A 24,820-nucleotide genomic window follows, 5' to 3' on the forward strand; every position below is an offset into this window, starting at 1 on the left:
ATCAATAACCAAAGAAAACCAAAGCTTTGTGGTTTTGAACTGCTGTATCGAAAATGAAGTTTACCGTTTCTATGTAGGAAGTTTCCTTCGTATATGGTTCGTCACTACCAAGAAAAACCTGTCGACCCGACTCTAATTCTTCAAAAGGGACACTGTAGAATTCAGGCCAATCATCATTATTGGGGATAGGAATAAATGCTTTATGATTAGATGGCGTCACATCTTCCATTATGTCTAGAAAGTCATCATGGCGAACCATCTCACCAAATTCTTGGCACAGCATTTCATATAAATAACCGTAAATAAAGTTGTCTTCGTCGTCCTCATCTATACTCGTTCCATTTATAATATTCGCCATGCAAGCGGCATATCCCTTAACATCCAGCTCTTCTTCTTGCCCTGCAATTTCATCTCGATATTTGGATAAAAACCTATCCAAAAATTGCTGATCTTTACTTCCCCACACCGCTTTTACTTTTTCTGCATCAACTTGATATGCAATGACATTATAACTCATTAAAAATCTCCTTTTTGAGTAAAATAGCTGGCTAACTTCTTTGCAGCTGCTACAAGCGCGAAGCTATACCAGCAAAAAATAACCTGCCAGCGCAATAACGATTACACTGGCGGCAAACGTAAACACTTTGCCAGAGCTTGCACCTCCTTCTTGAGTGTCTTTGCTACAATCTTCTCTTACATGGGCAATCACTGCAGACTCCGATCGTAAAACCGTTGAAGCTGGGCTAACATGGTCATTTGTTAAATCAACATAGCTATCGCCAGTTTGAGAACTAAAAGGGGGAGATTCATTTTTAAGCTGTGCGTCAATAACCGTGCTATCGGTTGCTTCGACTGCCGCTATGTATTTATGCGCTTCTAAACTATCACATGTAGCCTGATGAAAAGGCCTATTAAGCTCGACCTGCGTAGAAGGTTCATTATCCAAAGCTGGATCTAACAATACTTGAGCTATTAAGGTATCAGTATTATCTTCTTCCGATTCAGGAAGTGTAGTCTCAGGCGCAATATACTCGGGGTGATACAAAGTGACGATCGTTTCACCTGCAACGACTGCTTGCTCAAGCTTTTTGATAAAATCGCACACTACGCCATCATTGGGAGCACAAACTTCAAGGATGGCCTTGTCAGTATAAACATCGCAAAGCCTATCGCCACAAGCAACCATATCTCCTTCTTTAACATAGATTTCAATAATTGTCGCACTATCTACAAAGTCGGGTAATGCATCAATCTGCACGTCAATATTGCCTTTCCCTTTCAACTCATGCTCAGTAGTGATGTCTTCATTACTGAGCATGAGTTGAACTCTCTTCGATATCACTGCAGACTCTGATCGTAAAACCGTTGAAGCTGGACCAACATGGTCATTTGTTAAATCAACATAGCTATCGCCAGTTTGAGTACTAAAAGGGGGAGATTCATTTTTAAGCTGTGCGTCAATAACCGTGCTATCGGTTGCTTCGACTGCCGCTATGTCTTTATGCGCTTCTAAACTATCACATGTAGCCTGATGAGAAGGCCTATTAAGCTCGACCTGCGTAGAAGGTTCATTATCCAAAGCTGGATCTAACAATACTTGAGCTATTAAGGTATCAGTATTATCTTCTTCCGATTCAGGAAGTGTAGTCTCAGGCGCAATATACTCGGGGTGATACAAAGTGACGATCGTTTCACCTGCAACGACTGCTTGCTCAAGCTTTTTGATAAAATCGCACACTACGCCATCATTGGGAGCACAAACTTCAAGGATGGCCTTGTCAGTATAAACATCACAAAGCCTATCGCCACAAGCAACCATATCTCCTTCTTTAACATAGATTTCAATAACCGTTGCACTCTCGACAAAATCGGGTAATACATCGATCTGCACGTCAATATTGCCTTTTCCTTTCAACTCGTGGTCAGTAGTGATGTCTTCATTACTGAGCAGCTGATGAACTCTCTTCGATTCAAGTGCAACTAAGTGGTTTAATTCTGGATCCGGAGTGATTGACATAATAAGCGCATCAGCTTTCAAAACATCGCCTTCGCTCACCACGATTTTACCGATACGGCTGGCTTCTGGCGCTCGTAGCTCCAATACGACCTTACTCGTTTCGATATCACATAAGACTTGATCTTTTGCAACTTGATGTCCTTCAGCTACATAGAGTGTTGCAATTTTTGCAGTATCTATTAACTCAGGCAACACGGGTACTTTCATTTCAATCGTCATAATTTCCCTATTACGTTTAAGTATCCAATTAAAAGATGAGGCTCAAAACCTCAGATGAAAATCACTGATAATATGTCTAATTTAGTCGATTAACGTATTACAAAGTGGGGACAGGTGCAAGCTTCTCACTGCTCCAAAGGAAAGGAAATAGTAAACTGACTACCCACTCCTTCTTGACTTTGAACATCAATTTTCCCTTTGTGCTCTTTTACAATCGCATGAGTAACAGCAAGTCCCATGCCCGTACCTTCGCCGACAGGCTTAGTCGTAAAGAAAGGATCAAACAATCTAGGAAGCACATCAGCATCTATTCCAACTCCGTTGTCGCTAACGCTTAAGATAATATCTTGATCGTTACCCGGTGCGAGTAACACTTCTATTGATTTATGCGACTTATGGCTCATGTCTACCGCATATTTAGCATTCACCAACAGATTGATGATCGCCTGTTTTAGCGCCCCCTCCTTGCAATAGATATTTGGCACATCTTCGACCGCGACGGTTAGCTCGTATCCCTTAAGTTGCCCATGAAGTAAACGAAGTGTGTCTTCAACAATAGACTTTAGAGACGCCCTACCGAAACTATCGCTATTGGAGCGGGAGAAATTCATTAAATCGTTTACTATGGTTTTAATTCGCTCGCAGCCATGCAGCGTGTCGTGAACGAGGTCCGGCAAATCATTCGTAATTTCGTCAATACGTTGCCTTAAATATATGTCAATAAGGCGAGCTTCCAATTGCTCTCCTCTCAATTCATTTTGCTCAAGTAATTTTACTGTCTCAAGCAACTGCAAGATTGGCGAGATATAGTAATTAAGTGACTCAAGGTTCCCTGCCACATATGCCAACGGGTTATTTAATTCATGTGCAACGCCTGCTGATAGTGTCCCTAACGTCGCCATACGTTCGTTGTTTATTAATACAGCTTGTTGATTCTTAAGCTGCGCTAATTGACGTTCAAGTGTTTGGTTAGCCAAATATAACGCACGCGTTTTCTCTTCAAGTAATGACTCGACTTCATCACGTGCACGACGCTCTCTTAGATACGCCTTTTTATAGTCGTTATATTCAGACATCGAATTAATCCAAATGCAGAATGAGTACGCAATGTTTAGCGCCGCTGTGCATGCACTGTGGATGTTCAATTTTTAGTTTGCGACTGTAAAATTGGGCGGCACCATAAAGTAGCCCTTCGGCACAAAAACACAATTTACGATTCGAGCAATACTCTAATACGATAGTTTTGTCATCTTTCACTATCGCCGCAATTGAGGGGAGATTCGGCTCATCGTAAAGCTTTTTTACCTCCATGTGTATCACGCTATCGATAGATAAAACCAATTCTTCAAACGACGCAAATTTTGACGAGATACCTTTGTGCTTTTCCGCCAAAAATCCAAATAACGACTGTCCGAAAATGGCCAATACATCTGTCAATGGCTTATTCAATTTGTCAGCAACGCCTTGTGCTAACGCAAATAACTCTGCATCTGGGTAGGATGTAGGGGAAACATAAACCCTTCCCTCAGGTGCATGTGCTTCGAGTAACTCATCCCAAGCTTGCATGCCAATCGCTTCTACAACTAATTCTTCTAAACCTCTAAATATCACGCCGCGCATTAAACTCTCCCTTAACAAAGTTGCTGCGTTATATAGTCAAGACTCACCTCGAAACAAGCCTTTGAATTAACTAGCTTGTTTCGTTCTTAATTAAGTGTAGAACAATATTTGGGATGTAATAGATCTTTCTCTATTCAGCTGTAGAAGTTTGTTCGTCAAGTTTAATTGTATCGAGTTCAATTCTTTCAAGCATAGACATATTGAGAAAGTTATCTAGTTCCTCATTATGCGCAAATACCTTCTCTTTTATGCCTTGATAGTAGTCATTTACAATTCCAGATAAATTGCGCTCCATCCAAGTTTCAACAGAGTCTGAGCGTTTAAACGCATCGGGGTTTTCTTCAACATTTTCTAAAATAGATAGCCACATATTGAGCTCAGCTCGCACAGGCATACCTTCTGACTGCTCCATTACGTCATTCATCCAACCGAGTCCCTGATTTTCATAGGCTTTTATCAGCTGATTGTATAACCTACTTTTTTCGTTATCGTCAGTTGGTGCACCTTTAAATTTAACGTATTCTCGATTGTCAGTTCTAAAGTATTCTGTATTCTCATTTTCGTAATTGAGTTTGCTCAATCTTGCGAACAGGTTATTCGGCTCCCGCGTATCCACTTCGTTTAACATTTCTATAAAAGTAGTTCGGTCATTTGCCTTAACCAAGGTTGCCATATCTAGCATGCCACGACTCGTATCAAAATCAGAATTTGCTAAATGCGCGTTCAGATCTAAAAGATCACCGTCTGAGAATTTGTTATCAATGACAAATTTTGCATAGTCATTTAATAATTGGTTGTTCATGTCACCATACGCATTAAACTGGTCGAAAAGATCTGCCTCTCGCACAGTTAAGTCCATGTCTGTTCTACCGTCTTCATCCAATAAATAAGCTGGCAACGCTGGTTCTGAAAAAACTTTGTTTTCAGCCTGTTCCATTAAGCTAGACATGGTTTTTACGGTGTCTTTTAATAACTCATCAGACATACTGCTCAGTTTATCAATCAACTTTTCTGAGTAGTCTTCACCCCTTTGACCAAAGCTGTTAACACTAAGTGACTGGACGATAAAATCGGTGAGCTGACCAAGCTCTTCATCCGTTAATCTGTTAGCCACGTCTAGAAGTGATTCTGTGGGCTTGAAGTGTGCAAATTTAATCTGTTGTTCTTCATTCAAACGGTCGAAGATTGCTAAAAATTCATCAATTTTTTCTCGGCCTTCAAAATCACCGTAAGTATCTTTATAGATACGACCATTTTCATCCGTCCCTATGTGCTCTCGGTGAATACCGTAACTTTTCATGCCTAACATTCTGAATTCAAAATTACGCATAAAGTCTCTATCATATGAGACAGGTGATTCGGTGTAGGAAAAATCAATTGTGAACTCACTATTCACATCTGGAAATTGGGATACCTCTTCATCAGGTCTATCTTTTGCGAGCGTTTTGAGTGCGTCTTGCATTTCTTTCGACGAAGATGGAGCACCAACACTGACATGGTTGGTGTGAAATTGTGGCTTTATATTCATAACCTATATCCTTGTTACAAATTCAATTTACCGCGGAGTTATTAAACGTTATCGACCCACTTAGAATAAACTTTACCCAATTTTGCTCCTTGTTTTAGCCTTACCTAATGTAGCTCGCCAAAATATCAAACCCACTGACGCTATCTTCAAAGTATCGTGCTTTTACCTCTACATATTCAGCATCACTGAAGAAGGACTCCATTGAAGCTTGATCAGGAAAATATATGGTAAAAAGTCGATTAGCTTGGCACTGTCCCTCCGTTAGCAAGGTTTCTGCAATATGAAAATCGTTACTAAATCCACCACCATATTGTCTTAAGATTGGCTTCATCGCTTCTCGATATTTGGCATATCGCTCGCTGTTATGAATTTCCATCGCCACTAACATCTCATACATAATTTAGCCCTTTTAAAGTTGTTATCATCTTAACATTGCTCATAAAGCTCCAGCGGCAAACCATCAGGATCGCTGAAAAAGGTAAACCGTTTGCCTGTATATTCATCTATTCGAACAGGCTCTACAGCCACTTGATACTGCACAAGGTGTGCAATGCAAGCATCAATATCCGATACACTAAATGCTAAATGCCTCAGTCCTTGCGCCTCTGGGTGTGATGGTCGTTTTGGAGGGCTTGGAAACGAAAACAACTCAATCTGGCTGCCATCTGGCAGCGCAAGATCTAATTTGTAGGACGCTCTATCTTTTCGATAGTTTTCACGGAGTACATGCAAACCAAGTACTTCGGTATAAAACACTTTTGATCTTTGATAGTCAGAACAAATAACAGCGACGTGATGTATTCCAGATAACTTCAAGCACTTCTCCTAACTAATTTAAGGTCTTTTAAATAAAAAAGCGGCAATTTGCATTGCCGCTTCACACACTCAAGTAGGAACTTGGACTACACGTTGTAAAACCAAGCCTATTTTTTCATTACAGGCGAATGCCGCCGTCAATCTCAACGACACGTCCCGTAAAGAAATCGTTTTCAATGATATATTTTGCTGTGTGGGCAATTTCTTGCGCTTCGCCAAGACGCCCTACTGGCTTCATTTTCACTAGCCGCTCTTTGGCTTCAGGCTTCATTGCATCGGTCATTTTTGTACGGATCACACCAGGTGCAATTGCCCCCACGCGAATACCAAAACGACCTAATTCTTTAGCCCAACTGGTAGTCATCGCAACGACACCAGACTTTGCCGCTGAATAATTGGTTTGTCCCATATTACCAGCGCGCGCAACGCTAGACATATTAATGATCACGCCACCGTTACCCGCTTCTACCATTTTGACAGCAGCTTCGCGGCCGCACAGGAAAACACCTGTGAGATTGACATCAATAACGGATTGAAATTGCGAAAGCGACATTTTATCGATGACTTGCCCGTCTTTTGCTTTGAGCAGCAAACCATCACGCAAAATACCCGCATTATTAATTAATACCGAAATATCGCCGAAGTCATTTACGATGGCATTAAACACATTTTCGACGTCTGATTCTTGACTAACATTAGCGACATACGTGTTAACTTGTGTGCCGAATTGAGCAAGTTCGTGCTTCGCTTCTGCTAAAACGTCTTCTTGCATATCAATCAGGGCGAGTTTTGCCCCATGCTTTGCCATTTCAGTCGCCATGGCAAGACCTAAGCCTTGCGCACCACCAGTGATCACGACTGTTTTATTATTAATATCCATAGTGTCCTATTTCTCTGAATAAAGCTTAAAAATCGCACTAAAGTCTTCACTGCCTTTGCCTTGATTTTGCATCAAGTTATACAGATTCTTCGCCAGCGCCCCCATGGGCGTCGCAGAATTCGTTTGCTGCGCAGATTGCATCGCAAGGCCAAGATCTTTAGCCATTAAATCAACCATAAAGCCCGGCTTATAACCGTTCGAAGAAGGCACATTTTCTAGTACATCAGGACATGGGTTGTATAGCTCTAGCGTCCAGTTACGACCAGAGCTGTTTAGCATAATTTCGCTCAATACTTTAGGATCTAAGCCATGATCTACACCCATTTGCAGCGCTTCACTTGTGCCCGCCATAAGTATTGATAACAGCATATTGTTACATATCTTAGCGACTTGTCCGGCACCAATATCTCCAGCATGGAAGATATTCTTACCCATATTGGTCAGTACCACATGCGCACGTTCAAAGTCTGCTTTATTACCGCCGACAATAAAAGTTAAGGTACCGGCCGCTGCACCTGCCACCCCGCCAGACACGGGCGCATCGACAAATGAAATACCCGATTCTGCCAACTTGTTGCCAACAAACTGAGCAGATTCAGCATCAATGGTCGAGCAATCAATTACTTGTGTATTTTTACTAAGGTAATTAATTAATCCGTCATCGCCGGTATACACTGCTCGAACATGTTTGCCGGCAGGCAGCATACTGATCACATAATCGGCTTCGCGACATACATCGCTCACAACCGTCGCTTTCGTCGCGCCACTTGCTTCAAGCGTCGCAACGGCCTCTGGGTTCAAATCGAATACACATACTTGGTGGCCAGCCTTTAATAGGTTAATGGCCATTGGACCACCCATATTACCTAAGCCGATAAATCCTACTTGTGCCATTTAAGTCACTCCTTATAAGTCACGCAATGGGTGATCGTTTTCATCCCAGCGAGGTGCAAAAAAGCGTTCTACCGCGTCGTCTGTAACTTCGGCGACAGATTTAAATCGCCAATTTGGCTTACCATCTTTATCAATAAGCAACGCACGAACACCTTCTTGAAACTCACCAAACTCGCCAGCCGTTACCGACATTCCTAATTCCTGCTTAAAACAGTCTCTTAGTGTTTTGCCTGCACTTCTAGTGAGCTGTGCTTTAACCAATGCAGCACTTAATGGAGAACCATGCTTTAATGCAGCCTGTGCCTTGCTTAGCCATTTGTTGTCAGTGCTATCCAACGCCAAAATGAATTCAACCTGCTCTGATAACTCACGTTTCTCATCAAGCGCTTCGAACACTTTGATAAGCGGTTTAATTTCGCTTTTTGGCGGCGCATGAGACGCTTCATCTAGTGACAACAGCAACTGAGTAAGCTTTTCATGATTTAATACATTGGTTTTGCCCCAGTTTACTTCAACTAGGTTTTGTAACAGTAAGCTCAGCTTTTCTGAGTCCATAAAATGGTCGGCAAGCCCAACCAGCTTGGCATCCGCAGCGTTAATGTTTGCAGCAGTGAGACCCAAGAATAGTCCAACGCCCTTTGGCATCTTATTGAGGAAATAGCTCCCACCCACATCAGGGTATAAACCAATGGTGATTTCCGGCATCGCGATGCGCGACGTTTCGGTCATCACTTTATGGCTTGCGCCAGCCGTTAAGCCCAATCCACCACCCATGATGATGCCATTACCCCATAGTAGGATTGGCTTATCATAGTTATGGATTTGATAATCTAACCGGTACTCTTCACTGAAAAAGGTTTCGATTAATGCGTTACTCGTATCAGACGACATTTCGCGATATAAACTCACGACATCGCCGCCGGCACAAAACGCCTTCTCTCCAGCACCTTTTAGCATAACCATTGCTATTTGTGGGTCGTTTGCCCAAGCGTCTAGTTGTGGCGCGAGCAAACGGATCATATCGAGGTTTAAGGCATTTAACGCTTTTGGTGCATTTAATGTCGCCAGCGCTATTTTCATCCCGTTATGGCACGTTGCCTGTTCGAATATAACCGGCGCCTCTTCGTGATTTATTAGCTCAAATTCAGTCATTAGCCATTTACCCAATTCGCTTTACGCTTCTCTAAAAACGCGTTTACGCCTTCTTTTTGATCCTGCGTATCGAATAGTGTTACGAAAAGTTCGCGTTCAAGTGGCAGTGCGCTATTGATAGTGCCTGTGCGGCCTTTTTGAATTAGAGCCTTACAAGCCGTGACCGCAACTGGACTTTGATCTTCTACTTTCTTAGCAAGTTCAAGCGCCGCTTCCAGTGCTTTACCCTGCTCGACCACTTCTTCAACTAAGCCAATTTGCTGTGCTTTATCGGCTTTTAAGCGCTCACCGCATAAAATCATACGTTTTGCCCAGCCTTCACCCACAAGCCACGACAAGTTTTGTGTGCCGCCAGCACAAGGTAACAATCCTACTTTCGCCTCAGGAAGCGCCATTTGTGCTTGAACTTCGGCAATGCGGATATCGCATGCGAGTGCTACTTCTAAACCGCCACCCATTGCAAAACCATTGATAGCAGCAATTGATACGCCTCTAAAGTCGCTGAGTGTTTCAAACGCTTCGCCAAATACTCGAGACATATCCGCAGCGACTCCTTTGTCGCCGTCAGCAAATACGTTTAGATCTGCACCTGCTGAAAAGAACTTTTCACCTTCGCCAGTGATCACTAACGAATAGATTTCTTTATCTGCATTCAATTCGATTACTAGATTTTTAAGTGCAATTAGTGTGTCTTTTGTCCACGTATTCGCGGGTGGATTTGACATAGTAACAACGGCAGTATGGCCTTGTTTTTCGAGTTTTAATTGTGCAGTCATGATACTCTCCTTATAGGACGCTTGCCGCGCCTTCAGCTAAGATCCGACGTGCAATAATTACACGCATGATTTCGTTTGTACCTTCAAGGATCTGATGAACACGTACGTCACGTAAATGACGTTCAAGTGGATATTCTTTGATATACCCGTAACCACCATGAATTTGCAGTGCATCATCACACACCTTAGTGCCTACATCAGTGGCAAAACGCTTCGCCATTGCACAATAAGTGGTCTTTTCTGGGTCGTTGCTATCCAGTTTAAATGCCGCAAGTCGGACCATTTGGCGCGCAGCCACAAGTTCTGTATTCATATCTGCAATTTTAAATTGCAGTGCTTGGAACGCTGCTAACGGTTTACCAAACTGAGAACGCTCTTGCATATACTGTTTGGCGGTATTGAGCGCCTGCTGGGCTGTTCCGATCGAGCAAGTTGCAATATTAATACGACCACCATCAAGGCCTTGCATCGCAAATTTGAAGCCTTCGCCTTCTTGGCCTAGTAGGTTGGCAGCTGGGATCCGGACATTTTCAAGCGTGATAAGGCGCGTAGGTTGAGCGTTCCAACCCATTTTTTCTTCTGCTTTGCCATAAATAACGCCATCAGCATCGGCAGGTACAACAAAGGCTGAAATACCTTTTGGACCGGCTTCACCGGTTCTTGCCATTACCACCAATACGTCTGTTTCACCTGCACCTGAGATAAACATCTTAGAGCCAGACAAAACGTACTCGTCGCCTTCTTTTATTGCTTTTGTTTTCAGCGATGCGGCATCAGAGCCAGAACCTGGCTCTGTTAGACAATAAGAAGCCAGAAGCTCACCTGTTACTAACTGATCCATATATTTTGCTTTGGTTTCTTCCGTTGCAAAGCTCGCTATCATCCACGTTGCCATGTTATGAATAGTCAACATGGCGGTGGTTGCTGTACAACCCATAGAAAGTTGTTCAAAAATAATACTTGAGTCAAGGCGAGATAAACCCAGACCACCTGCCTCTTCTGGCGTATATAGACCGCAAAAACCAAGCTCACCTGCTTTTTGAATTACGTCTTTTGGAAAAATGTGCTCTTGATCCCATTTTGCAGCATGTGGAGCAAGCTCGCTCATTGCAAATTGGTGCGCCATATCGGCAAATGCTTGTTGATCTTCGTTTAGGTTAAAGTCCACGCTAGACCTCTCTTGCTGTTCTGACACCCTGAATGTGTGTCGGTAATTCTTATCGTTTTGGTAAAAAATAGCGTGCTCCCCCTGCAGAGCACGCTATGCAATATGAGTTATCTAAGGTTGATACTCATATTTGGACCACTAACAGCCTCATCGTCAAACCAACGTGAGGTAATTGTTTTGGTTTCTGTATAGAAACGCACGCCTTGCTTACCATAGGTGTGTTGGTCGCCATAAAATGAATTCTTCCAACCGGTAAATGAGAAGAACGGCAATGGCACAGGAATAGGAATATTAATACCGACCTGACCCACTTCGATTTCACGCTGGAACTTACGTGCTGCGCCACCGCTTGCAGTGAATAATGAGGTACCGTTACCGTATGGGTTGTTATTAATAAGCGTAATTGCTTCATCTAAACTATCGACAAAGACACAGCAAAGGACTGGGCCAAAGATTTCTTCTTTGTAGATATCCATTTCAGTTGTGACATTTGAAAACAGTGTTGGACCTACCCAGTTACCACTTTCATAACCCTCAACTGTAAAATCAGAACCGTCTAGCAAACACGTTGCGCCTTGCTGCTTACCACTGTCGATCAGCGACAGAATGCGCGCTTTAGCCTGCGGCGTCGTTTGCGGACCATAAGCGGCTTCAGGATCATCCCAAACGCCAGGACGAACCTTCGCCATTGCGTCTTTTAGTTCCTCTACCCACTGTTGTGATTGCCCAACAAACACAGCAACTGAGATCCCCATACAACGCTGACCACCCGCACCGACCGAAGAGCCAACTAGGTTATTGATCACTTGTTCTTTTTTCGCATCGGGCATAATAACCATGTGGTTTTTCGCACCAACACACGCTTGAACGCGTTTGAGATTTTGCGTACCTTTGCTGTAAATGTACTGACCGACACCACAAGAACCCACGAAAGAAATCGCGCGAATTTCCGGCGCTTCAAGGATTTGGTCAACCTGATCCTTACTACCGTGTACTACCTGTAGTACGCCTTTTGGTGCACCGGCTTCTTCAAACAATTCAACCAAGCGCATTGGCGTTAGTGGATCTTGCTCTGATGGCTTAAGTACAAAGGTGTTGCCGCATACAATTGCCATTGGGAACATCCACAGCGGGATCATTGCTGGGAAGTTAAATGGCGTAATACCCGCACAAACGCCTAGCGGTTGGGTATATGAATAGGTGTCGATATTTCGGGCAACGTTTTCTACCGTCTCGCCCATCATCATTGAAGGGGCATTACATGCTTGCTCAACCACTTCAATACCACGCCATACATCACCTTTCGCATCTTCAAAAGTTTTGCCTAGTTCATGGCAAATGATGGTTGCGATTTCTTCTTGATGCTCTTTAAGAAGCGCTGCATAACGCATCATAATTCGCGCACGCTCAGTTACCGGAACATTACGCCACGTTTTAAATGCTTCTTGAGCTGAATGAATTGCAGCTTGTACTTCTTCGTTAGTAGCACAAGGTACTTTTGCTAATACTTCTTGATTAGCCGGATTAACAACGTCTAACCATTTGTCAGACTGAGACTGTGAAAATTCACCGTTGATGTATAAAGGTACTTGGTGCATGAAGCACTCCTCCCCATAAAACGAGTTTATGCGCTGCGTGAATGATTAGAATTATGGAAAACGCAGCGCCCCTTGAACGAAATAAATTGCAGTAACTTACACTTCTACCGCGAGCGCTACAGCTTCACCACCGCCGATACATAGTGACGCTACGCCTTTTGATAAGCCGCGGTTTTTTAGTGCATGGATAAGTGTAACTAAGATGCGTGCACCGCTTGCACCGATTGGGTGACCTAATGCACAAGCACCACCGTTGACGTTGACTTTGTTGCTATCTAACTGCATTTCGTTGATAGCTAACATAGTCACCATGGCAAACGCTTCGTTGATCTCCCAAAGGTCAACATCTGCTGTCGACCAACCTGCTTTTTCAAGCAGCTTATTCATCGCACCGACTGGTGCCACGGTAAATTCAGCGGGAGCTTGTGAGTGAGTTGCATGGGCGACAATCTTACAAAGTGGTGTCAAACCGTGCTTTTTCGCTTCTGATTCACTCATTAAAATCAGCGCTGCTGCACCATCAGAAATAGACGAAGAGTTGGCAGCAGTGATAGTGCCGTCTTTTTTAAATGCTGGACGAAGTGATGGAATTTTGTCTGGACGCGCGTTACCAGGTTGCTCGTCAGTATTAACCTCAACATCCCCCTTACGTGTACTCATTACATGAGGGGCAATTTCATTGCCAAAGCTGCCATTTTCGATTGCGGCGTTTGCTTTACTTAGTGAGTCAAGTGCAAATTCATCCATGTGCTCGCGGGTAATGCCATATTCATCAGCGGTAGCTTGTGCGAAACAACCCATCGCTTTATTGTCATAAGCATCTTCTAAGCCATCAGCCATCATATGGTCTTTGATTTCGCCATGGCCCATACGCATTCCGCCACGGGCTTTTGGAATAAAGTAAGGTGAGTTAGTCATGCTTTCCATGCCACCAGCGATAGCAGAATTAATACTACCCGAGCGGATGAGATCATGCGCGAACATCGCCGCTTTTAGACCCGAGCCGCACACTTTATTGATTGTTGTCGCTCCCGTCGAGCGTGCAAGCCCCGCGTGTAGCATCGCTTGACGCGCTGGCGCTTGACCTAGGCCTGCGGGTAGTACGCAACCCATGATAACTTCGTCTATACTCGCGTCACTAAGACCTGTTTCATTCATTACTGCTTTAATTGCAGTCGCACCTAAGTCTGTCGCGGTTGCGTCAGATAGGCTTCCCATAAAGCCACCCATTGGTGTACGCTTAGCAGCGACGATGACAACAGCTTCGTTACTCATTGCAAAACTCCTGTTTACAAGCCAATCTTGGCTTGTTAAAAATTAACTCTGTATTCGAGCATACATAATATTTACGTTTACGCCAACGTAAATCTAAAATCAAGCCAAACGAGATCAGTGAAAGTGTAAAGCTAACTTGCACAAATTTGTTTCCAAGGCTTATTTTCTCTAGCTGTAATGAAGATTTGATGACAATTCGAACGGACAGATTATTCCCTTTATAAGACTAAAGAAGGATCTGCTATTCTTACTTTACCTTTACGTAAACTTCACTTATATTGGTCTAATCAGTGACGTTGTAAGTGTAAATAAAAATGCAAGAAATTAATGAACCTACCTATTCAATCAGCGAGTTAGCTAAAGAATTTGATATTACTACTCGCAGTATTCGTTTTTACGAAGACCAAGGACTCCTTTCTCCTAGGCGCCAAGGACAAACGCGTATTTACTCAAAACGTGACAAAGTTCGATTAAAACTGATCCTTCGCGGAAAACGTCTTGGTTTTACACTTGCTGAAACTGGCCGACTATTTGAGCTTTACGACGCCGACAAATCGAGCGAAAAGCAACTTAAAACCATGTTGCAACTCATTGAAGAAAAAAAAGCCGACTTAAGCCAACAAATGGACGACATTAAAGTTGTCTTAATGGAACTGGTGACGGCTGAGCGCCGTTGTCGCGACACCCTACACGAGCTCGAAAAATAAACTCTCACAACAGGATGAATACCGATGAGCACAGTATCTTTATATAAAGAATTAAACTTTGGACTAGGCGAAACAGCAGACATGATCCGTGATCATGTCAATAGCTTTGCGACCAGTGAAATTGCCCCACTTGCTGAAAAAACAGATCAAGAAAATGCATTTCCAAACGAAATGTGGCCAAAGTTTGGCGAAATGGGCCTACTTGGGATCACCGTCGCTGAAGAATTTGGCGGCTCAAACATGGGTTATCTTGAACACGTTATCGCAATGGAAGAGATAAGCCGTGCGAGTGCATCAATTGGCTTAAGCTACGGCGCACACTCAAACCTATGTGTAAACCAAATTAACCGTAACGGTAACCAAGCCCAAAAAGAAAAGTATCTACCAAAACTTATCAGCGGTGAACACATCGGTGCACTAGCAATGAGTGAGCCCAATGCTGGCTCTGACGTGGTTTCAATGAAACTACGTGCTGAAAAGCAAGGTGACAAGTTCATCCTAAACGGTAATAAAATGTGGATCACCAATGGTCCAGATGCCGACGTTTTTGTGATTTACGCAAAAACGGATACCAATGCAGGCCCTCGCGGGATCACGGCCTTTATCGTCGAAAAAAGCTTCCCTGGTTTTTCAACGGCACAAAAGTTAGACAAACTTGGAATGCGTGGTTCAAACACCTGTGAGCTGGTATTCGAAAACTGCGAAGTACCTGCAGAAAACATCCTTGGCGAATACAACGAAGGCGTTAAGGTACTCATGAGTGGCCTAGACTACGAGCGTGTGGTATTGGCAGGCGGTCCGCTTGGTATTATGCAGGCTTGTATGGATGTGGTAGTACCTTATATTCACGAGCGTAAACAATTTAACCAATCCATCGGTGAATTCCAGCTGGTGCAGGGCAAAGTTGCTGACATGTACACGCAAATGAACGCCGCACGCTCATACGTTTATACCGTGGCGAAAGCCTGTGACCGTGGCGAAACCACACGTAAAGATGCTGCTGGTGCAATTTTGTATGCCGCAGAACTTGCAACCAAACTTGCACTTGATGCCATTCAGCTACTAGGCGGAAACGGTTATATCAATGAATATCCTACAGGTCGACTACTTCGCGATGCCAAGCTGTATGAAATTGGCGCTGGTACGTCTGAGATCCGCCGTATGCTTATCGGACGTGAGCTATTCAACGAAAGTCGCTAGGAGTGCTACATGACGGTACTAAATTCTGCGGTTAATCCGCATGATCCTCAATTCAAGGCAAACAGCGATGCGATGGCATCGCTGGTTGCTGATCTTAAAGATAAAGTCGCTACACTGAACCAAGGCGGTGGTGAAGCGCTTATTGCCCGTCACCAAAGTCGCGGTAAATTATTTGTCCGTGACCGAATTGAAACCTTGCTTGACGAGGGCTCGCCGTTTTTAGAAATTGGCCAATTCGCCGCGTTTGGCGTTTACGAGCAAGATATTCCTTGTGCTGGTGTGGTCGCCGGGATCGGACGCGTCAAAGGCGTTGAATGCATGATTGTGGCAAATGATGCGACGGTAAAAGGGGGAACCTATTTCCCTATTACTGTAAAAAAACACCTACGAGCGCAAGAAATCGCTGAGCGCTGCCATCTTCCTTGTATTTATTTAGTGGATTCTGGCGGTGCGAACTTGCCAGAACAAGATGAAGTATTCCCAGATAAATTGCATTTTGGTCGGATTTTCTACAATCAAGCCCGTATGTCTGCAAAGGGGATCCCACAAATCGCAGTGGTCATGGGGTTATGTACCGCTGGCGGCGCATATGTACCAGCAATGGCCGATGAAAGTATTATCGTCAAAGAACAAGGCACCATTTTCTTGGCAGGGCCACCACTTGTTAAAGCGGCCACGGGTGAAGAAGTGAGTGCAGAAGACTTAGGCGGCGCAGATGTTCACTGTAAAGTCTCAGGTGTAGCCGATCACTATGCAGAAAATGACGAGCATGCGCTTTCTATCGCAAGGCAGTGCGTGTCACGCCTTAACCATCAGCGCCCTATTCGCCCACTCCTTCAAGATGCCAAACCACCACGTTATGACATCAGTGAGGTGTATGGCATTGTCGGTACGGATCTGAAAAAGCCATTTGATGTACGCGAAGTCATTGCCCGTATCGTGGACGATTCTCAGTTTGATGAATTTAAACGCTACTTCGGCGAAACGCTCGTGACTGGTTTTGCTGAGATTTATGGTCACCCTGTGGGGATCGTAGCAAACAACGGTATTCTCTTCTCTGAATCAGCGCAAAAAGGCGCACACTTTATTCAACTCTGTGCACAGCGCAATATTCCGCTGCTATTTTTGCAGAATATTACTGGATTTATGGTTGGCCAAAAATACGAAGCGGAAGGTATCGCTAAGCACGGTGCAAAAATGGTAACAGCCGTTTCCTGTGCTGATGTGCCTAAGTTTACAGTATTGATTGGCGGCTCATATGGTGCTGGTAACTATGGCATGTGTGGTAGAGCCTACGAGCCAACCATGATGTGGATGTGGCCAAACGCACGGATCTCCGTAATGGGTGGTGAACAAGCTGCTGGCGTATTAACGCAGGTTAAACAAGATGGTTTAGCGCGCAAAGGCCTTAGCATGAGCGATGCCGAAGTGAGCGAATTTAAAAAGCCAATTATCGAGCAATACGAAAAGCAAGGACACCCATTCTATGCCAGCGCAAGGCTTTGGGACGATGGCGTTATCGACCCTGCGGATACGCGCACAGTACTTGGTCTTGCCTTAGAGGCTGCGAGCAATGCGCCGCAAAAAGAGTCTAAATTTGGCGTCTTCAGAATGTAAGGAGCACTTATGCCTGTCACTTTAAATATAACAAAAAGCAAAGTGGCGATTTTAGAGCTAAGTCGCCCAGAAAAACATAATGCCTTCAATGCGGAGGTGATTGCCGAACTCATTAAGAATATCGAATATGCCAGCGATCTCGATGTCAGAGCGCTGGTATTAAAAACCGAAGGTAAACACTTTTCAGCGGGGGCTGATCTGGCGTGGATGAAATCCATGGCAGACAACGACTATGACGAAAACGTCGCTGATTCTTTAGAACTTGCTAAATTAATGCAAGTGCTGGCCACTTGCCCTCACCCAACGCTGTGTTTGGTGCAAGGTGCTGCTTTTGGCGGTGCGCTTGGGTTAATCGCCTGTTGTGATATCGCCATTGCAGAGCACAACTCTAAATTTTGTTTAAGTGAAGTCAAGCTTGGTCTTATTCCGGCTGTGATTAGTCCTTATGTCATTAAAGCCATTGGGGAGCGCCAAGCGCGACGCTATTTTTTAACAGCCGAAGTCTTCGATGGTGAAAAGGCGCTAGAAATGGGTTTAATTCACGAATTGAGCGATAATTTAGCAAAAAGCGAAGCGGACTTTCTCGATACCTTGCTTAACAATGGCCCTGCTGCTGTGAAAAGTGCCAAAGCACTGATCAGCGAAGTTGCTGGTAAAGAGATAAATGAAGCGTTGGTCGCCCATACCGCAAAGCGTATCGCTGAAATTAGAGTAAGTGACGAAGGCCAAGAAGGTCTTAGCGCCTTTTTCGATAAACGAGCACCACGCTGGCAAACCGCCGCAAGCGAATAGGAGTCAACATGCTAACTAAAATTCTAGTCGCGAACCGTGGTGAAATTGCCTGCCGCGTGATGCGCACCGCAAAGAAATTGGGCCTAACCACAGTGGCAGTTTATTCTGATGCAGATGCCAATGCGATGCATGTGAAAACAGCTGACGAAGCCTATCATATCGGTCCGGCACCAAGTAAAGAGTCTTATTTGGTTGCGGACCGAATTCTTGAAGTCGCCAAGGCGGCGGGCGTCGATTGCATCCACCCTGGTTATGGTTTTTTGTCTGAAAATGAAGTATTCGCTAAAGCATGTGAAGCGGCAAACATTGCGTTTATTGGTCCGCTGGCAAGCTCTATTGAAGCGATGGGTTCTAAGACCCGTGCCAAGGAAATCATGCATGACGCTAATGTGCCCTTAGTCCCGGGGTATTATGGCGACAAACAAGAAGATGATTTCTTGCAAGCAGAAGCAGAAAAAATCGGCTTTCCGGTACTTATCAAAGCCGCTTACGGCGGTGGTGGTAAAGGGATGCGCGTGGTACGAGAAAGCAGCGAGTTTTTGTCGGCACTACATGGTGCTAAACGTGAAGCTGCAGCGAGTTTTGGCAATGACTTAGTACTGCTTGAGCGTTTTGTTGATAAGCCTCGTCACGTAGAAGTACAAGTTTTTGCCGATAGTCACGGTAACTGTGTTTACCTCGGTGATAGAGACTGTTCACTACAGCGTCGTCACCAAAAGGTGATTGAAGAAGCGCCCGCCCCAGATTTGAGTGATGCGATGCGCAAAGCTATGGGTGAAGCAGCAGTACGCTGTGCGCAAGCGATTAACTATCGCGGCGCAGGTACAGTAGAGTTCTTATTATGTGGCGATGAGTTCTTCTTTATGGAGATGAATACCCGCCTGCAAGTAGAGCACCCAGTGACAGAAATGGTAACTGATCTCGATTTAGTCGAGTGGCAACTGATGGTTGCTGCGGGTGAACAGCTACCGCTGACTCAACAGCAGATTTCGTTATCTGGTCATAGCTTTGAAGCACGTATTTACGCAGAAGACCCTGAAGAAAACTTCATGCCGTTTTCAGGTGTACTTTCACACCTTAGCTTTCCAGAAGCCAAAGATGGCGTAAGAATTGACACAGGCGTGCAGCAAGGCGATGAGATCAGCCCATTTTACGATCCTATGATCGCCAAGCTTATTGTTCATGGCAAAAATCGTGAACAAGCGTTACTAAAGCTAAAATCGAGTTTAGAGCAAGTACATCTGTGTGGTTTAAAATCCAATATTGCATTTTTACATCACTTAGCAGGCCACCCTACTTTCACAGCTGGTGCGCCTGATACCCACTTTATTGACACGCAAACTGAGGTATTAACTCTATCGAATACGCCGCTGGATAAAATGGTGTTATTAGCAAGTGCGGCCTATCTTAGCCACCAACAACCATGTAAAAACACGGTGTGGGGAAACTTAGGCTTTAGGCTTAACCAAACCGCGAAAGTGGATTTACCATTTGCAGATCATGTCGCCTGTGCCTATCAATCTCAAGGTGGTTGGAAGGTTTCGTTTAACGAGCAAATCCACCAAGTTGAATGTGAATTAAATGGACACCAGTTGACAGTGGTGATTGATGGTGCAAGGTTACAAGCCAGTGCCATTGTGACCGAAACCGCGATCACTATTATGTATGGCCCGTATCAACATACCGTTGAACTCAAGTCAAAGCATTACATTAGCGATCATGAGCACGAAGCTGCACCGCTGGCAGCGCCATTGAACGGCACCGTGGTTAAACATTTGTTAGCCGTCGGTACCCAAGTTAATAAAGGCGATGCCGTGGTGATAATCGAAGCCATGAAGATGGAATATACGCTCAATGCACCATTTGATGGCACGCTCACTTCATACTGCTTTGCAGAAGGCGAGCTGGTCAGTCATGGCGATATGCTGGCGATTGTTGAGGAGCAAGACTAATGTCTCAGTATCCGGCTAACGTCAAAATTGTAGAAGTCGGCGCACGTGACGGCTTACAAAATGAGGTCAGTGTTGCCACAGAAGCTAAAATCGCGCTGGTTAACGCATTAAAAGACGCTGGTCTCAAGCACATAGAAGCAGGCGCGTTTGTGTCGCCCAAATGGGTGCCACAAATGGCCGATTCTGCTGCGGTGATCCAAGGCTTTGAGCGTAGTGAAGGCGTTGAAATAAGCGCCCTAACGCCAAACCTTAAAGGCGCAGAGCTTGCACTAGAAAATCAGGTCGACGAATTTGCCATTTTTACTGCCGCCAGTGAGGCATTTACGCAAAAAAACATCAACTGCACGATTGAACAAAGTATTGAACGCTTTCGTCCCGTTGTTGAACTTGCACAAAAAAACAACATAAAAGTAAGAGGTTATGTTAGCTGCGTGGTTGGTTGCCCATATCAAGGTGAAGTACAACCAGAGCAAGTTTTAGCGGTATGTAAACAATTGTTGTCACTTGGTTGTTATGAAATCAGCCTAGGCGACACCATAGGTGTTGGTACGCCTAAAAAGGTCCAGCAGCTGCTCACCTTGTTACTGCAACATATCCCTGCTGACAAGCTTGCGGTGCATTTCCATGATACCTACGGACAAGCATTAACGAATATTCACACGGCCCTGCAAATGGGGATCGCAACTGTTGATAGCGCCGTTGCAGGTCTTGGTGGTTGCCCTTACGCCAAAGGCGCGTCAGGAAATGTTGCCACTGAGGATGTAGTTTACTTGCTGCAAGGACTTGGCATTGAGTGTGGAATTGATTTAGAAAGGCTAGCAAAAGCAGGATGGACAATTTGTGATGCGCTAGGCAAGACACCAAGCAGTAAAGTGTCGTTAGCACTCAAACAAACTTGTCAATCTTAAAACAATAACATTATTAGGAGTGGGCTTATGGCCGGTTTCGATAAAGTCGTATCAAGCTACAGCGAAGCGATGGCGGGTCTTAAAGACGGCGATACCATCATCGCAGGTGGCTTTGGTTTGTGTGGTATTCCAGAAGGCTTAATTGCAGAAATTAAGCGCCTGCAAACAAAAGAACTTACCGTGGTTTCAAACAACTGTGGGGTCGACGACTTTGGTTTAGGTATTTTGCTTAAAGATCGTCAAATTAAGAAGATCATTGCCTCTTATGTTGGTGAAAATGCGCTGTTTGAACAGCAACTACTCGATGGCATTATTGACGTTGAATTAACACCACAAGGTACGCTTGCAGAGAAGATGCGCGCTGGTGGCGCTGGGATCCCAGCTTTTTACACGGCAACAGGGTACGGTACTCCCATTGCTGAAGGTAAAGAAGTAAAAGAATTTGATGGCCGACCATATATTTTGGAAGAATCAATTACCGGTGAGTTTGCTATTGTTAAGGCTTGGAAAGCAGATCGCTACGGCAACTTGGTGTTCCGCCACACAGCAATGAACTTTAACCCAATGGCAGCGACAGCCGGAAAAATCACCGTCGCGGAAGTTGAAGAAATCGTAGAACCGGGTGAACTTGAGCCGAGTCAAATCCACACCCCTGGTATTTATGTCAATCGCGTGATCAAAGGTGACTTTGAAAAACGTATTGAACGTGTCACAACGCGCAAATAGGAGGCAATCATGGGTTTAAATCGTGAACAAATTGCGATGCGCGTGGCGCAAGAGCTTGAAGACGGTTACTACGTTAACTTAGGCATAGGTATTCCAACCTTAGTGGCTAACTACGTACCACAAGGCATTGAAGTGATGCTGCAATCGGAAAATGGCTTGTTGGGTATGGGTCCCTACCCAACTGAAGACCAAGTTGATGCCGATATGATCAACGCGGGTAAAGAAACCGTGACAGCAGCGACAGGTGCAGCAATTTTTAATAGTGCGGAAAGCTTTGCCATGATCCGTGGTGGTCATGTAGACTTGACGGTACTAGGTGCTTTTGAAGTTGATCAACAAGGCAATATCGCGTCTTGGATGATCCCGAAAAAATTAATCAAAGGCATGGGTGGTGCAATGGACTTAGTTGCTGGTGCACGCAACATCATAGTGACCATGACCCATGCTAGCAAACACGGCGATTCTAAATTGCTTGAATCATGCACATTGCCACTGACCGGCGTAAATTGTGTAAAGAAAATCGTAACAGATTTAGCTGTGTTAGAAGTAAAAGACGGCGCATTCCATTTGCTAGAACGCGCACCGGGTGTTAGTGTTGATGAAATAATCAGCAAAACTGCAGGCAAGCTTATCGTCGACGGTGAGATCCCCGAAATGCAGTTTGAGGCGTCGTAAGACACACCCTAACTTACAAATGTACCGACCTCATTCCCAGTGCCAAAGGCGCTGAGTTACCCAAAACCCCTCGCAAGAGGGGTTTTTTTTCACCATCAAAGGAAAACTCTTTACTCTACATCACTCTTTATGTCTAGTTGATGAATGTGATGATTTTTAAATAAAAAATTCAGTAGCCATTTACTTTTCAATCTCACCCCCTAAACTAGTAAAGATAGTTTTGGTTGGCATTGAATTTTCACCTGCCAGTACAACTTAAAACTAAAAAGTTGCTGCTTTGAAGCATCGACTGAATATCAAGTTGACACAATATATTGATACCATAGCTTAGTAGCATAACGGTTCGGTTGGTTTATCTTAATTACAAGTATTGAGGCAGTATACTGTCGCTGTAACTAACATAAACCCATCATATATTTAGATAGTCATTCGGCTGGTGTGATTGAAATGCATAAATCGAATGAATACGCTAAATAATCTAAACTAGACTAAGTAATTTTTGTGGCTTATGGCTAGCATATTGTATGGCAGATAAAGTCATTCTAAGCCGCTAATGATTAGCATTAATAGCCAGATTACATTTTGCTTTGTTGCATAGTTAGTTTATGTCGAATTGTTATCAACCATTGTCTAGCGATTAATTCAGTATATCAGCTTGGTGTCGTATCACGATGAGAACAACAAGAGGATATCATGGGCAATCACCACGATAAGTACAGCATCGATAATACAGACTACACCGTTGGACAAGACAATGTTCAAAAGTGGGGATTTGACGTACATAACCCTGTATTTGGTGTAAGTGCTGGATTAATACTGGCGTTTTTAGTCGCCGTATTATTAGTTGATGCAAACACAGCTAAAACCACTTTAGACGGCATAAAGTGGGATATCATAGGTAACTTTGATGCCCTATTTATGTGGTCTGGTAATTTCTTTGTGCTATTTTGTTTGGTGCTCGTTTTATCGCCTTACGGTAAAATTCGTTTAGGTGGTGAAAACGCCAAACCAAGCTATACTCGGGCGTCATGGCTGGCGATGCTATTTGCAGCAGGTATGGGTATTGGTCTGATGTTTTGGGGTGTAGCGGAGCCTGTTGCCTACTACACTGGCTGGTATAAAACACCATTAAATGTTGCTGCAAACACACCTGAAGCGGCTGAACTTGCAATGGGCGCGACCATGTACCATTGGGGTTTGCATCCTTGGGCTATTTACGCCGTTGTCGCGCTTTCTTTAGCATTCTTTGCCTACAATAAAGGCTTACCACTGTCAATCCGCTCGATCTTTTATCCTATTTTAGGAGACAGAGCTTGGGGTTGGCCGGGCCATATCATCGATATTCTCGCCGTTCTTGCTACCTTGTTTGGCCTTGCGACGTCACTCGGTCTGGGCGCACAGCAAGCTGGTGCTGGGATCCAACATGTATTTGGCATAGAAGCAGGTCTCGGTCTAGAAATTGCCGTGATTGTGGGCGTTACTGCCCTTGCGATTATTTCGGTTGTTCGCGGTATTGATGGCGGTGTAAAGATACTTAGTAACGTTAATATGTTAATTGCATTTGTGTTATTAGTATTCGTTGGTATTGCAGGTTTTGCGATTGCCATGGGTAATATTCCGACGACTTTAATGGCCTATGTTGAAAACATCATTCCACTGAGTAACCCGCATGGTCGTGAAGATGAAGCATGGTTCCAAGGTTGGACCGTATTTTACTGGGCATGGTGGATTTCTTGGTCACCGTTTGTCGGTATGTTTATCGCACGCGTTTCTGAGGGTCGCACCATACGCGAGTTTATTACCGCAGTATTATTAATCCCGACATTGGTAACCGTGATCTGGATGTCAATCTATGGTGGCCTTGCTATCAATCAGGTAAAAAATGGCATTGGCGCTCTAGGTACTGATGGTTTGACTGAAGTGCCACTGGCGATGTTCCAAATGTTTGAAAACCTACCGATGAGCGATTTACTCTCGTTCACAGCGATTTTACTTGTACTGGTTTTCTTCATCACCTCGTCGGATTCTGGTTCTTTGGTTATCGATAGCATTACCGCTGGTGGTAAAATAGATGCCCCAGTACCACAACGTATATTCTGGGCGAGTATTGAGGGTGCAATTGCGGCAGCACTATTGTGGATCGGCGGTAAAGAAGCAATTGAAGCACTGCAAGCTGGTGCTATTTCAACAGGTTTACCGTTTACTTTTGTACTACTATTGATGTGTGTAAGTTTGATCCTCGGGCTTAGAACTGAGCCTAAAAGCTAACGGTCGTTAACCTCATTACAGGCGGAGCTTGC

23 protein-coding genes are annotated in these 24,820 nt (G+C 44.3%); 9 read left to right on the forward strand and 14 right to left on the reverse strand.

The features are described from left to right. Position 1: 1 nt before the first annotated feature. From EXT48_RS08625 to EXT48_RS08695, 14 genes are all read right to left on the reverse strand, one after another. A complete protein-coding gene (locus EXT48_RS08625; RefSeq protein ID WP_130164214.1) occupies positions 2–517 on the reverse strand; it encodes a hypothetical protein in 516 nt (171 codons plus the stop codon). A 63-nt stretch (positions 518–580) separates the two neighbouring features. After that, on the reverse strand, positions 581–2,236 hold the full coding sequence (locus EXT48_RS23850; RefSeq protein WP_240703367.1) for a biotin/lipoyl-containing protein: 1,656 nt from the start codon (positions 2,234–2,236) through the stop codon (positions 581–583). A gap of 125 nt (positions 2,237–2,361) precedes the next feature. Continuing rightward, positions 2,362–3,312 (reverse strand): sensor histidine kinase, encoded by a 951-nt coding sequence (locus tag EXT48_RS08640; protein ID WP_130164215.1) that lies wholly within the window; start codon positions 3,310–3,312, stop codon positions 2,362–2,364. A gap of 4 nt (positions 3,313–3,316) precedes the next feature. Continuing rightward, a complete protein-coding gene (locus tag EXT48_RS08645) occupies positions 3,317–3,856 on the reverse strand; it encodes a heme NO-binding domain-containing protein (RefSeq protein ID WP_039497675.1) in 540 nt (179 codons plus the stop codon). A 130-nt stretch (positions 3,857–3,986) separates the two neighbouring features. Continuing rightward, a complete protein-coding gene (locus EXT48_RS08650) occupies positions 3,987–5,384 on the reverse strand; it encodes a hypothetical protein (RefSeq protein ID WP_130164216.1) in 1,398 nt (465 codons plus the stop codon). Between the two features lie 100 nt (positions 5,385–5,484). Next, positions 5,485–5,781, reverse strand: a complete 297-nt coding sequence (locus tag EXT48_RS08655; RefSeq protein WP_045988103.1) for a DUF1330 domain-containing protein — start codon at positions 5,779–5,781, stop codon at positions 5,485–5,487. Positions 5,782–5,810: 29 nt separating this feature from the next. After that, positions 5,811–6,200 (reverse strand): VOC family protein, encoded by a 390-nt coding sequence (locus tag EXT48_RS08660; RefSeq protein WP_130164217.1) that lies wholly within the window; start codon positions 6,198–6,200, stop codon positions 5,811–5,813. A gap of 118 nt (positions 6,201–6,318) precedes the next feature. After that, on the reverse strand, positions 6,319–7,080 hold the full coding sequence (locus EXT48_RS08665) for an SDR family oxidoreductase (RefSeq protein WP_010604931.1): 762 nt from the start codon (positions 7,078–7,080) through the stop codon (positions 6,319–6,321). 6 nt (positions 7,081–7,086) lie between these two features. After that, a complete protein-coding gene (gene mmsB, locus EXT48_RS08670) occupies positions 7,087–7,974 on the reverse strand; it encodes a 3-hydroxyisobutyrate dehydrogenase (RefSeq protein WP_010604932.1) in 888 nt (295 codons plus the stop codon). 12 nt (positions 7,975–7,986) lie between these two features. Next, positions 7,987–9,126 (reverse strand): enoyl-CoA hydratase/isomerase family protein, encoded by a 1,140-nt coding sequence (locus EXT48_RS08675; RefSeq protein ID WP_130164218.1) that lies wholly within the window; start codon positions 9,124–9,126, stop codon positions 7,987–7,989. After that, positions 9,126–9,902, reverse strand: a complete 777-nt coding sequence (locus tag EXT48_RS08680; RefSeq protein WP_130164219.1) for an enoyl-CoA hydratase — start codon at positions 9,900–9,902, stop codon at positions 9,126–9,128. Before EXT48_RS08680 ends, EXT48_RS08675 begins: the two co-directional genes overlap by 1 nt. Before the next feature lie 10 nt (positions 9,903–9,912). Next, entirely contained in the window at positions 9,913–11,070 is a 1,158-nt protein-coding gene (locus EXT48_RS08685; RefSeq protein WP_010604935.1) for an acyl-CoA dehydrogenase family protein, read from the reverse strand. 107 nt (positions 11,071–11,177) lie between these two features. Further along, the gene (locus EXT48_RS08690; RefSeq protein WP_010604936.1) at positions 11,178–12,668 is read right to left on the reverse strand and encodes a CoA-acylating methylmalonate-semialdehyde dehydrogenase; all 1,491 of its coding nucleotides are present in this window, start codon (positions 12,666–12,668) and stop codon (positions 11,178–11,180) included. Between the two features lie 96 nt (positions 12,669–12,764). Beyond that, the gene (locus EXT48_RS08695; protein ID WP_130164220.1) at positions 12,765–13,943 is read right to left on the reverse strand and encodes an acetyl-CoA C-acyltransferase; all 1,179 of its coding nucleotides are present in this window, start codon (positions 13,941–13,943) and stop codon (positions 12,765–12,767) included. 314 nt (positions 13,944–14,257) lie between these two features. Here EXT48_RS08695 and EXT48_RS08700 point away from each other — a divergent pair, with 314 nt between their 5' ends. The 9 genes from EXT48_RS08700 to EXT48_RS08740 all read left to right on the forward strand — a co-directional run bounded on the left by EXT48_RS08700 (position 14,258) and on the right by EXT48_RS08740 (position 24,788). After that, positions 14,258–14,650, forward strand: a complete 393-nt coding sequence (locus EXT48_RS08700) for a MerR family DNA-binding transcriptional regulator (protein ID WP_010378624.1) — start codon at positions 14,258–14,260, stop codon at positions 14,648–14,650. A gap of 24 nt (positions 14,651–14,674) precedes the next feature. After that, entirely contained in the window at positions 14,675–15,850 is a 1,176-nt protein-coding gene (locus EXT48_RS08705; RefSeq protein ID WP_010378622.1) for an isovaleryl-CoA dehydrogenase, read from the forward strand. Between the two features lie 9 nt (positions 15,851–15,859). Beyond that, positions 15,860–17,467: a carboxyl transferase domain-containing protein gene (locus EXT48_RS08710; protein WP_130164221.1), complete on the forward strand. Its 1,608-nt coding sequence runs from the start codon at positions 15,860–15,862 to the stop codon at positions 17,465–17,467. A 9-nt stretch (positions 17,468–17,476) separates the two neighbouring features. Next, positions 17,477–18,259 (forward strand): enoyl-CoA hydratase-related protein, encoded by a 783-nt coding sequence (locus EXT48_RS08715; RefSeq protein ID WP_130164222.1) that lies wholly within the window; start codon positions 17,477–17,479, stop codon positions 18,257–18,259. 8 nt (positions 18,260–18,267) lie between these two features. Further along, entirely contained in the window at positions 18,268–20,211 is a 1,944-nt protein-coding gene (locus EXT48_RS08720; protein WP_130164223.1) for an acetyl/propionyl/methylcrotonyl-CoA carboxylase subunit alpha, read from the forward strand. Continuing rightward, complete coding sequence (locus tag EXT48_RS08725) at positions 20,211–21,119, forward strand: hydroxymethylglutaryl-CoA lyase (RefSeq protein ID WP_130126478.1); 909 nt, start codon at positions 20,211–20,213, stop codon at positions 21,117–21,119. The genes EXT48_RS08720 and EXT48_RS08725 overlap by 1 nt, the downstream gene beginning before the upstream one ends. A 27-nt stretch (positions 21,120–21,146) precedes the next feature. Further along, positions 21,147–21,845, forward strand: a complete 699-nt coding sequence (locus EXT48_RS08730) for a CoA transferase subunit A (protein WP_045988113.1) — start codon at positions 21,147–21,149, stop codon at positions 21,843–21,845. Between the two features lie 9 nt (positions 21,846–21,854). Next, entirely contained in the window at positions 21,855–22,520 is a 666-nt protein-coding gene (locus EXT48_RS08735) for a CoA transferase subunit B (protein WP_010604942.1), read from the forward strand. Between the two features lie 693 nt (positions 22,521–23,213). After that, positions 23,214–24,788 carry a BCCT family transporter gene (locus EXT48_RS08740; protein WP_130164224.1) on the forward strand — a complete coding sequence of 525 codons (1,575 nt, stop codon included), beginning with the start codon at positions 23,214–23,216 and terminating at the stop codon, positions 24,786–24,788. Positions 24,789–24,820: the final 32 nt, after the last annotated feature.

Source organism: Pseudoalteromonas sp. CO348 (assembly GCF_004208845.1).
GTDB classification, from domain to species: domain Bacteria; phylum Pseudomonadota; class Gammaproteobacteria; order Enterobacterales; family Alteromonadaceae; genus Pseudoalteromonas; species Pseudoalteromonas maricaloris.